Source organism: Desulfobacula sp., assembly GCF_021107415.1.
Genome location: NZ_JAIOSW010000106.1, coordinates 1 through 10,062 on the forward strand (window position 1 = coordinate 1; position 10,062 = coordinate 10,062).

General features: G+C 43.1%; 11 protein-coding genes. 5 read left to right on the plus strand and 6 right to left on the minus strand.

What is annotated here, in order from left to right:
* Positions 1 to 176: 176 nt before the first annotated feature.
* The 3 genes from K8S13_RS05535 to K8S13_RS05545 are packed head-to-tail and all read left to right on the plus strand — an operon-like array spanning position 177 to position 1,788.
* The gene (locus tag K8S13_RS05535) at positions 177 to 413 is read left to right on the plus strand and encodes a hypothetical protein (RefSeq protein WP_291461059.1); all 237 of its coding nucleotides are present in this window, start codon (positions 177 to 179) and stop codon (positions 411 to 413) included.
* Positions 414 to 427: 14 nt separating this feature from the next.
* Entirely contained in the window at positions 428 to 553 is a 126-nt protein-coding gene (locus K8S13_RS05540) for an NAD(P)H-binding protein (RefSeq protein ID WP_291461060.1), read from the plus strand.
* A complete protein-coding gene (locus K8S13_RS05545) occupies positions 550 to 1,788 on the plus strand; it encodes an MFS transporter (RefSeq protein WP_291461062.1) in 1,239 nt (412 codons plus the stop codon). The genes K8S13_RS05540 and K8S13_RS05545 overlap by 4 nt, the downstream gene beginning before the upstream one ends.
* Before the next feature lie 115 nt (positions 1,789 to 1,903).
* On the opposite strand, the gene K8S13_RS05550 is transcribed toward K8S13_RS05545, so the two are convergent.
* Complete coding sequence (locus tag K8S13_RS05550; protein WP_291461063.1) at positions 1,904 to 2,362, minus strand: Lrp/AsnC family transcriptional regulator; 459 nt, start codon at positions 2,360 to 2,362, stop codon at positions 1,904 to 1,906.
* A 193-nt stretch (positions 2,363 to 2,555) separates the two neighbouring features.
* Here K8S13_RS05550 and K8S13_RS05555 point away from each other — a divergent pair, with 193 nt between their 5' ends.
* Positions 2,556 to 3,197 (plus strand): LysE family transporter, encoded by a 642-nt coding sequence (locus K8S13_RS05555; RefSeq protein ID WP_291461064.1) that lies wholly within the window; start codon positions 2,556 to 2,558, stop codon positions 3,195 to 3,197.
* 118 nt (positions 3,198 to 3,315) lie between these two features.
* On the opposite strand, the gene K8S13_RS05560 is transcribed toward K8S13_RS05555, so the two are convergent.
* The 5 genes from K8S13_RS05560 to lexA are packed head-to-tail and all read right to left on the minus strand — an operon-like array spanning position 3,316 to position 8,973.
* The gene (locus K8S13_RS05560; protein ID WP_367172534.1) at positions 3,316 to 4,095 is read right to left on the minus strand and encodes an OB-fold nucleic acid binding domain-containing protein; all 780 of its coding nucleotides are present in this window, start codon (positions 4,093 to 4,095) and stop codon (positions 3,316 to 3,318) included.
* A gap of 18 nt (positions 4,096 to 4,113) precedes the next feature.
* Positions 4,114 to 6,336, minus strand: coding sequence for a DNA polymerase III subunit alpha (dnaE, locus tag K8S13_RS05565; RefSeq protein WP_291461065.1), 2,223 nt, complete (start codon positions 6,334 to 6,336; stop codon positions 4,114 to 4,116).
* Positions 6,337 to 6,338: 2 nt separating this feature from the next.
* Positions 6,339 to 7,517 (minus strand): hypothetical protein, encoded by a 1,179-nt coding sequence (locus tag K8S13_RS05570; RefSeq protein WP_291461066.1) that lies wholly within the window; start codon positions 7,515 to 7,517, stop codon positions 6,339 to 6,341.
* A gap of 5 nt (positions 7,518 to 7,522) precedes the next feature.
* Positions 7,523 to 8,338 carry a DUF72 domain-containing protein gene (locus tag K8S13_RS05575; RefSeq protein WP_291461067.1) on the minus strand — a complete coding sequence of 272 codons (816 nt, stop codon included), beginning with the start codon at positions 8,336 to 8,338 and terminating at the stop codon, positions 7,523 to 7,525.
* Positions 8,335 to 8,973 carry a transcriptional repressor LexA gene (gene lexA / locus K8S13_RS05580; RefSeq protein ID WP_291461069.1) on the minus strand — a complete coding sequence of 213 codons (639 nt, stop codon included), beginning with the start codon at positions 8,971 to 8,973 and terminating at the stop codon, positions 8,335 to 8,337. The genes K8S13_RS05575 and lexA overlap by 4 nt, the downstream gene beginning before the upstream one ends.
* 304 nt (positions 8,974 to 9,277) lie before the next feature.
* Here lexA and K8S13_RS05585 point away from each other — a divergent pair, with 304 nt between their 5' ends.
* Positions 9,278 to 10,045, plus strand: a complete 768-nt coding sequence (locus tag K8S13_RS05585) for an ABC transporter ATP-binding protein (protein WP_291461070.1) — start codon at positions 9,278 to 9,280, stop codon at positions 10,043 to 10,045.
* The last annotated feature ends 17 nt before the right edge of the window (positions 10,046 to 10,062 follow it).

Below are 10,062 nucleotides of genomic sequence, written 5' to 3' on the forward strand. Positions count from 1 at the left end.
TAACAAAAAGGCATAATAAACCAACGACACCGTTTATGGCGGCAGGCTTAACTGACCATGTCTGGACGATGAAAGACTTGTTAACATTCAGACCGGGAAATTATTGCAGATAAACTGGACCACGACCTGGAAAAGCTATATATTCTATATCAATAAAGTCTGAGTTGTATTGGGAATTGATAAAAGGGGAACACCCTGGTTCCAAAAAAGGCCATGAAAAATATTATGTTAGCAAAGTATCAGATGGGATTATTTTTATCTCCTGGGTAGAGAGCAATGGTTTGGGATTATATAATGTGATGAATTTTAATACCAATGAATTAACTACCCATGGTAGCGAAAAAAGAATGACATATATTTATAAGGGAACAGTAAAAAAAAATCTCATTGTGATAATAGATGAAACCTTATAAAAAGGAGTTATTAAATGAGGATAGTGCTATGGGGTGCAACGGGTTTGACTGGCCGTGAGGTGCTGGCCCAGGCATTAGAAGCAGGACATGAAGTAAAAGCAATCGTTCGTAATCCTGAATATATAATGATAAATTTATGATACGTAATCAACATTTCTTATTTCTCTGGTTTATCAATACCATCACAACCCTTGCTATTGAATTGTTTACGGTCACAATTCTGGTAACAATCTTTGAACAGACGGGATCCACTTTGCAGGCAGCCGGTACGATGGTAGCGCGAACACTGCCGGCCTTTTTGCTGGGTCCTGCTGCGGGTGTGTTCGTCGATCGCTTTCCCCGCAAAAATATGCTCATCAGCATGGATTTGCTTCGATTGGTGCTGGTTGGTATTGCAATATGGTTTTTACAGGGGGATGGAAAAGTGTCGGTTGCCGGCATTTATCTCATTTTAGCCGGTCTCTCAGCAGCTGATGTTTTCCACAGACCCGCCCGTATAGCTCTTATTCCCTCATTGGTCACGTATGCGCAATTGGTCAAAGCCAACAGCTATATTCTAGCGTCCAATCAAATCATGGTGGCTATCTCTTATACTGTTGGCGGCTGGCTCATTTTAGCGGTACCATTACGCAAAATTGCCTTGGGTGTGCTCCTTTTATTCACGCTGGCTGCTGTCACAGCTATTTTCATAAAGGTGCCCGGACGTCAGGAAGCAGAAATTACTGGTGGAAGAGAATCCTTTTGGAAATCGTTAGTATCCGGATGGAATTATTTACGTCAACACCCCATCGCCAGACCACTGACTATTATGGAAACAATAGAACATTGGCCCCATGGTATTTGGACCGGGGCCTTGATGTTGGCTTTTACCACCAAAGCTTTGCAAGGTGATGCATCCGATTGGGGCTATCAGGTGACGGGTTATTTTACGGGTATGATCATAGGCTCCCTTGGGGCACTGGCCATTAATGATTGGCTGCGCCGCTATCCAGGTCGTATTATTGTAGTGAATGCCTGTATTTCCGGATTATTTACACTGGGTTTTGCCAGCAGTCAGACTGTATGGATGGCGGTGGTGTGGGTCTTTGTGTTTGGTCCACCAGCTGCCATTCGGGATGTGGCGCAGGATTCATTGTTGCAAGGCACGGTTGAAAAGGGACAATTGGGGCGGGTTTATGCGACGCGGGAAATGTTACGGAATATGGTATTTATGTTTGCCGGCATTTTTTTTGCGTGGCTCTCTGATTTTGTGCCCATCCGTATGATCTATGTTGCAGGCGGTATTATCTATATGCTGACCGGTTTCTATGCTCTGAGTAACAAAGCCTTGCGAGAAAGTAAAATAAATATTGATGAAGGAATGAATAATTACTGAGTCGAAATATAATTCAGATCAGATACATACCTATAGATATAGGGGTGATGATGGGTATGGCAAAATTTTTCAGAAGAGTGGATAATTTTCAATCCCTTAGCAAGTCTTTCCCTGTCTAAATAAATTCCAGTATTTTCTTTTTTATAGGTGAAGATAATACAATCGAAGTTTTGGTCTCACCAAATTTGCTCAACCTTTCAACCATACTATTCAAATGGGATATGGAACTCGAAGCAATTTTTAATATTAAAGATTCATTGCCACTTATATGATGACACTCAACGATCTCATTCTCTTTTTCAGCAAAAGAATAAATTTTTGGATATTTTTCTGGTTGAGTTGTTAAAGTGATAAAAGCCATAATATTATGCCCAAGAATATTTGGATTTATGTCAGCATGATATCCATTTATTATACCAGATTCTTCCATTTTATAAATTCGCTCTGCAACAGCAGGTGATGAAAGCCCTACTCTTCTTCCTATTTCACTAAAAGTGAATCGTGCATTCATCTGAAGCTTCCGTATAATTTTCATGCTTATCTCATCAATTTCACTTTTAATTTTAACGTTCATTATTCATCATTCCTTAAATTATTAATGAAAGCCCCTTATTAAACTTAAAACAACCATTCTCTCTATTCTTTAGATCATATATCATATTTATAACATTGAGAGTTATTCATATTTTAAAGATTTTGACCCTATAAAGGTATGTTGGGAGCAACTGCTCCTCTCAAAGAAAAATATATTTATTATGAGGTATATAATGAAGCCATTTCTAAATGGAATGTTAACAGGTTTATTTCTTCAATTAGCCCTTGGGCCCGTGTTTTTTTATATTCTTGGAATTACACTCGATAGCAATTACACAAACAGTTTATTCGCCATTCTCGCAGTTACACTGGCTGATTATATCTATATCGTTTTATCACTAATCGGTATTGGTAAATTACTTCAAGAAGATAAAATGAAAACAATCTTTGGAGCAGTTAGTTCGATAATACTAATACTATTTGGATTAATGATTTTATATAAAGGATTGGTATTTATAAATAATACAGAACAAATTAGTTCTATTGCGTGGACACCGATTAATAGTTTTACAAGCTGTTTTGTATTAACTATTTCAAGTCCATTAACCATAGTATTTTGGACCAGCATATTTTCTGCAAAAGCAATTGAAAAAAAATATAAAAAGAAACAATTGGTTCTATTTGGATTAGGTACCGGCTCCTCTACGTTTCTTTTTTTATCTTTAACCATGATAATATTGTCTTTATTAAAATCAAATATACCAAATATGACAGTACAAATTTTGAATTGTATTGTAGGTTTGCTCTTAATCTATTATGGAATAACAAGAACGGCAAAAAGCATCTCAACAAGTAATAAAAAAATAAGCGCCTAAAAAAGACATCGAGACGGGCCGGTATCAAAGCCACAGGGCTATCATTAGATACATAGAAGGGTGGGCACTCTGTCATTATGGGGTAAGAGGCTTTTTTTAAAGGACGTTGATTTCTTTTTCATATCAAGATATGAATCGGCCGGGTTTTTTCAACGGTGAGGGTGATGGCTCCCCAGCTTGAATCAAGTTTCCCATAAAGCAGATAGGGTTTTCCATAATCCAGCATATGGCAGAAGAGCGCATAGGGCTTTGGGAAAAAAATAGTTTCAATAATACCGGTCTCATCTTCAAAGGTCAAAAATTTCATGGGGTCACCATGTTTGGTTTTTACAACTTTTCCTGTGATGAGCCATCCGGCGAATATTACTTTTTTGCCGGTGAACTTTGGCAGGTGTTTTGCTTTGACCGTATTGTGCTGTTGGATGATGTCTTTAAAAAGGACAATGGGGTGGCAGGTGCATAAAAATCCCAGGACAAAAAATTCTCTGCGAAGCTTTTCAACAGGATTTTCAGCCGGGAGATCTGGTATGGCGGTTATTGCTCCGGTATGATCAAACCCGATACGATCAAATAAGGAAGGCTGCTGAGCTGTCTTTTTTTTTCGTTTTTGCCAGGATGCAAAGGCCCATAAAAGACTCGCCCGGTTGTCTTTGTTATCCAATGAATCCAGGCTGCCGCTGTGGATCAGGGCCCGTGCTTCATCTTCCCTGGGATTGACCCGGACAAAAAAATCCTCAAGGCTTGAAAATGGGGTTCTATTTCGTTGTACAATAATAGTTTTCATGGTTTTAGCAGAAAGGTCCCTGATGGACAGCAACCCCACCCTGAGTTTAAAATTGTGGCCTTTCCATTGGATATCGCTTTTGTTGACATCAGGGTTGAGAATTCTGACATTCAGTCTTTTGGCTTCGGATACCTAGGCAAAGGTGGAATAAAAGCCTCCTTGATTGCTGATAACCGCTGCCATGAATTGGGCCGGGTAATGGGTTTTCAAATAGGCGGCCTGAAAGGATACCCGTGCATAAGAAGCACTGTGGGGTTTGCAGAAAGAGTAGCCTGAAAAACTTGTGATCATGTCCCAGATCAATTGAATGTCTTTTAGGGACACTCCTTTTTCTATGGCGCCGTTTTTAAACCGGTCATAATAATCCGCAAGCTCTAATTCTTTGTCCTTTTTAGACATGATTTTTCTTAAGCCGTCAGCCTGGGCGTGGGTGAATCCTGCCATTTTAACCGCCACCTTTGAGACATCTTCCTGGTACACCATGATGCCGAAGGTTTCATTCAAAACGTCTTCTAAAAGGGGATGAATGGGTTTCCAGATTCCCGTATGAAGCCGTTTGAGGTATTCCAGGATGAACTCATTGGCTGCCGGCCGAATAATGCTGGAATGGATGACCACATGCTCAAAATCCCCTACCTTTGATTTTTTCTGCAGCAATCGCATGGCAGGGCTTTCAATGTAGAAACATCCCATGGTATTGCCCTGGGCCACATTCTGCTGGGTTTCATAATCATCTTCAGGGTCAAGGGTGTTAAAATCATCGAATTTACCAAAAGTGCCTCTGATACTCTCTATGCTGTCCCGGATCACCCCGAGACTCCGATTGCCCAAGATGTCAATTTTGACCAGGCCTGCCTCTTCTGCGGCATCTTTTTCCCACTGGATGATGGGCACTCCTTTGGGGGCCATTTCTATGGGCACATAGGTATCAATGGGGTTTGGCGTAATGACAATGCCGCCGGGGTGGACACTAAGGTATCTTGGCGTTCCGGTGATGGCCTGGGCATAACCCATGATTTCCGGCCAGGGTTGGGGAAAATCCATGAACCTGAATTCAGGCCGCTGTTGGATTCTTTTTAAGAGATCTTCCCTGGCTTCATTGAGTTTCCAGAACCAGGGAAGCCGCTTGGATACTTTGCTGATTTCCGCCTCGGGCAGTCCAAATACCCGGGCTACTTCCCTGACAGCCATTTTGGGTTGAAACAGGATATGGCTGGATACCATGGCAGCATGGCCTTTAAACTCATCCAGGACCCAGTTTAAGATGTTATCCCTTTCATCCCATGCAAAATCAATATCAATATCCGGCGGGTCTTTTCTATCCGGGTTTAGAAACCGCTCAAAATAGAGGTTGTATTTAATGGGACAGACATTGGTAATACCAAGGCAATAGGCCACAATGGAGGCTGCGCCGGAGCCCCTGCCGCAAATCCGCGACGCCTTTTTGATAATTCTTTGGACCACCAGGAAATAGTCACAAAAATTCATTTCCCGGATGATGGCAAGTTCATGGTCAATTCTCCTGATAACACGACCTGACAGACTTGATCCATACCGAATTTTTGCACCTTTTAATGTTTTTTGATATAAAAGTTTATCAACAGAAAGGCTGGTGTTGTTTTCAAAGGGCGGCATCACTATACCAAAATCCGGTTCCCGGAACGTAAGTTTTTCTGCCAGGGTAAAACTGTTTTTTATGGCATCGGGAAATATATTGAATTTTTCCCGGTATACGTCAGGGCCGGCAAGGAATGCAGTGTCCGGTGCGACATCCTTATGGGTCAGTCGGCTCAGACAGGTGTTGTTTTCAATGGCCCTGAGCATGCAATGGATTTTTACATCTTCTTTGTTCATAAAAAAACTGCCGGGTGTGGCCACCATGGGAATGGCAAGTTTTCTGGCTGTCGCACATAAAGGATGTTGCTGCGACAAGGGATTCCCGGCAAGATTGACAGCAACGTCCACATTGTTTTCGTACCAGAAAGGCAAAAGGTCATGGTTTTTGGTTAATACCACAAGCCCTTCTGAAAGGTGTGGCAGGGCTGTTTTCAGTGAAAAATTTTTGTCTCTGTGCCGTTGGGTGATAAGTTGGGTAAGATGGCTGTAGCCTTTATTGTTTTTCACCAGACAGATTGCTCTGTGGGATGTACGGGAGTCTGTGATTTCCGCACCAATGATTGGCTTTAATCCCTGGTGTCTGCATGCTTTTATAAACGGCCACATGCTGCACAGATTGTCCGTATCTGTCAAGGCAATCTTTTGATATCCAAGCCTCTTTGCCTGCCTGCATAAATCTTTTACACAAGCTGTGCCCCACATGAAAGAATAGTGGGATCTTATGTTTAAAGGAATCACTTTTACCCGATTTTGCCCATCAGTGTTAAACCGGTTTTGATTGAACCTTTGCCAAATTTTGTGCGGATCTCATCCATTGCCAGGATCAGGTCGGCCTGTTTTGTCTCTTTTGTTCTGGGTGTAAACAGTTCTATCTGTACCTCTTGCGGGGCAAGCTTTTCACATATCAGGCGCATGTGGCGGATGCGGACTCGCCGGGTCCATGCCTTATGTAAAAGAGGGACACATTTTTTAAACAGGGTCATATCATTGGATGTGGAAGGAGTAAGTTTTAATCTTGAGGTACTTTGCAGCCCGTCCGAATACGAGAGAATGATTTTTGTGGCAGCGCCGGTAAGTTTTCGGTTTCGCAAGGTTCTGCAGATTTCTTCAATCATGAGATAGAGGGCCTTTTTTAATATGGCAGCATTGTTGGTGTCGTCGTTAAATTCATGATCTGCCCGTATGATTGACCGGGTTTCATAAAACCTGGTGACGGGTGTGGGATCAATTCCTCTGATCCGGTCGTAAATCAGGGGAGCCCGGTGATGAAAGGGGATCTGAAGCTGTTCCAGGGTAAGCGCCCTTGCCTGGGATACGTAAAGAAGATTGAATTCCTTGAAACGGGTTAAATCCGTTTTTATAAAACCGGGAATCAGATGGATGGGTAATGGGGCAAGAAACGCTTTTTCCTCACCCGGGGCGACAATATATTCTCCAATAGGTTTGACAACACGGGTGGCTACCTTGGCCACCAGCTTGTTGGTGGCAACAGACCAGATGCGATCAAAATTGAATGTTTTTGTAAACGCCTTTTTAAGTTTAAATGCCACATCAATTGAAGGGCCGAAAAGTCGCCCTGAACCTGTGACATCCAGGAATATATGGCCGTCCAGCATTCCTGATTCGATGAGCGGTGTATAGGCAAGGGTTTTTTTAAAAAGATCCTTCATAACCCGTTCATACCGGTTGAAACTGGGGGGCAGAATTTTAATTTTTTTATTGATCCGCTTTGCACGAGCCAACGGCATGCCTTTTCGAATGCCTTCTTTATAGGCCTCATCACTCATGTCATACACCACGGCCCGGGGTGTTCCCTGGGGGGCAATAATCAATGGATAGCCTTTGAGAGACGGCTGCATATTGATTTCCACGGCAACAGCAAAATCGACTATGTTTAAATGGATGATGGAGCGTTCCATGTGTTTTAACGGTGTTTTCCCTTGAGCAGGAGGGTGATCAGCCGTAATGCATTTTTCGGGGCCTGACCCCTCACATGATTGTTAAAAAAAATACCGCCGGCCACAGCTTCGGGCATCATGGCGGTTTTAATGGTGGCGGCCCATCCTTTAAGCTCCCGGTCTGCATAATCATAGTCAAATTGTTTCTGCATGTTGCCGGATCGCCAGCCTCCGGCATTTCTGCCATGGAAGCGGATATAAAAAAAATTTGGGTTGGTGACCACATCAAGGCGTGGGAAAAGGCCTGGAAGATCCGGTTCATCCACAGATACCAGAGTCACTTTTCGTCTTTCAAGTTCTGAAAAGACCTTGTCCTCTGCCCAGGAATCATGCCGGAATTCCACGGCAAGAGGCAGTCCCGCAAGTTCATCCAAAAGTGCTGCAAGATAATGCCTGTACTTTATGGATCGTTTAAACCAGGGTGGAAGCTGGATGAGAATACAAAGCAGTTTTTTCGATTGAATTAACGGCTCTATGCCCTGACGGTAAAGCATGACTTCTTTTTGCCAGACTCCCTTTTTTATTTCATGGGTCATGGTCCGTGTCAGCTTTGCGGCAAATTTGAAGTTTTCCGGTACCTTTGTACACATACGTTCAATGGCCGGTGCCTTTGGCATCTGGTACCAGGTATAGTTGAGTTCTGTGGTTATAAAGACCTGCGTGTAAAAATTGAGCATATTGGAAGAATGAGTGCCGTCAGGATAGAATCCGGAATCGATCCATTCCCCATAGGAGTAGCCGCTGGTGCCCACGAAAAGTTTACATGCATTGTTTTTCGTCATTGCATCTCCATGCCCTGGGGACCGCGAATAATGCCGATAACCTTGCCCTGGATCAATACGTCTTCAAATGCATATTCCCGGGACTTAAAATCCGGGTTCTCAGGTCGCAGTTCAATAAACTCCGGGTGAAGGAAAAAGCGTTTTACCGTGGCTTGTTCATGATGGATCAGGGCCACGACAATTTCTTTGTTACGGGCATATTGCCGGGGTTCGCAAATGGCAAGGTCCTGGTCGAGAATACCGGCATTTTTCATGGAAGTTCCCTGTATTTTAAGGGCAAAAAGATTCTGCCCCGGGTATATTTTTGCATCCACCAGGAGACTGCCTTCCCATTCCTGCTGAGCATACATGGGAAGACCGGCCGTGATGTGACCAATGACAGGAATCTGTTTTTGCCTTTGCAAAATGTGCAAATCCCCGACAGGGTCCAGGATATGGAGGGACCGGCTGTATCGGCCCTCCCGTCGGATATACTCCTTGTCTTCAAGGGTTTTCAGAGTTTGGGCAACCGCGGCATGGCTGATGCCAAGTTCGGCGGCGGCCATACGAAGGCTGGGGGAAACACCGTTTTTCTTGATTTGCTGTTTCAGGTAAGTAAGCACCTTTTGCTGGTTTTGGGTCAGTTCTATTCTCATGTTAAGCCTTTGTCTCCTGATTTTTTCATAGTGTGACAGTCTTTTGATTAAATGTCAATATAAATGTAAATGTTTTGTAAAGGTAAAATTTGAACAAAGCCAAAAATGCGTTTTAGTATGGTTAGACCATTTCAAATTTTTATCGCTTTGCCAGTTCCGGGTTTATGATAATCGTCATGGGAAAACGCAATTTTTTTAGTTGACAAGATAAAACATATGGGCTACAGAAACCTACAATCAGGCTATAGAAGCGCTTTTTAAGTTGTTTGTAAGTTTTTAAAATTTAATGGGTTGATATTTCTGTATGGCACAACTAGAATTAAAAAATGTTACTGTAAGGTTTGGCGGGCTTTTAGCAATATCTGATTTGAGTTTTACAATCGGCAATGGTGGCGTTGTCGGGTTGATCGGGCCGAATGGTGCAGGGAAAACCACTGTTTTCAATGTGCTCACCGGTGTGTACCAGGCATCTGAAGGAGACGTGATCTTTGACGGGAAAAGCATTCTCGGCAAACGCCCCTATGTGATTTTTGACAAAGGGATTGCCAGAACCTTCCAGAATATCCGTCTTTTTTCTGCCATGACTGCGGTTGAAAATGCCATGGTGGCCAGGCACTGCCGGGCCTCCAAGGGGGTTGTGGGAGCGATCTTCAGAACCCCGTCCCAGAAGCGCGAAGAAGCCTTTATAAAAGAAAAAGCCATGGAAGCCCTGACCTTCATGGGGGTTGAAAAATATGCCGATGATGTGGCATCCAGTCTGCCCTACGGCCTGCAGCGACGGCTTGAAATTGCCCGGGCTATTGCCTCGGAACCCAAAGTACTACTGCTGGATGAGCCTGCCGCCGGAATGAACCCCTCTGAATCTTCAGAGTTAATGAAAGACATTACACGTATATCAGAACTGGGTATTGACGTTCTCCTTGTGGAGCATGACATGAAGGTTGTGATGGGAGTGTGTGATCATATTGTATGTGTTGATCATGGTATTAAGATTGCTGAAGGTGATTCTCATGAAATTCAGAATAACCCGAAGGTGATTGAAGCGTATCTTGGTCAGCCTGCCAACCAATAATTTTTAGGAGAAAAAGA

Coding starts and splice junctions, on each gene's coding strand:
- K8S13_RS05540 (WP_291461060.1), top strand. CDS start 428: ATGAGGATAGTGCTATGGGGTGCAACGGGTTTGACTGGCCGTGAGGTG.
- K8S13_RS05545 (WP_291461062.1), top strand. CDS start 550: ATGATACGTAATCAACATTTCTTATTTCTCTGGTTTATCAATACCATC.
- K8S13_RS05550 (WP_291461063.1), bottom strand. CDS start 2,362: ATGAACGTTAAAATTAAAAGTGAAATTGATGAGATAAGCATGAAAATT.
- K8S13_RS05555 (WP_291461064.1), top strand. CDS start 2,556: ATGAAGCCATTTCTAAATGGAATGTTAACAGGTTTATTTCTTCAATTA.
- K8S13_RS05570 (WP_291461066.1), bottom strand. CDS start 7,517: ATGGAACGCTCCATCATCCATTTAAACATAGTCGATTTTGCTGTTGCC.
- K8S13_RS05575 (WP_291461067.1), bottom strand. CDS start 8,338: ATGACGAAAAACAATGCATGTAAACTTTTCGTGGGCACCAGCGGCTAC.
- lexA (WP_291461069.1), bottom strand. CDS start 8,973: ATGAGAATAGAACTGACCCAAAACCAGCAAAAGGTGCTTACTTACCTG.
- K8S13_RS05585 (WP_291461070.1), top strand. CDS start 9,278: ATGGCACAACTAGAATTAAAAAATGTTACTGTAAGGTTTGGCGGGCTT.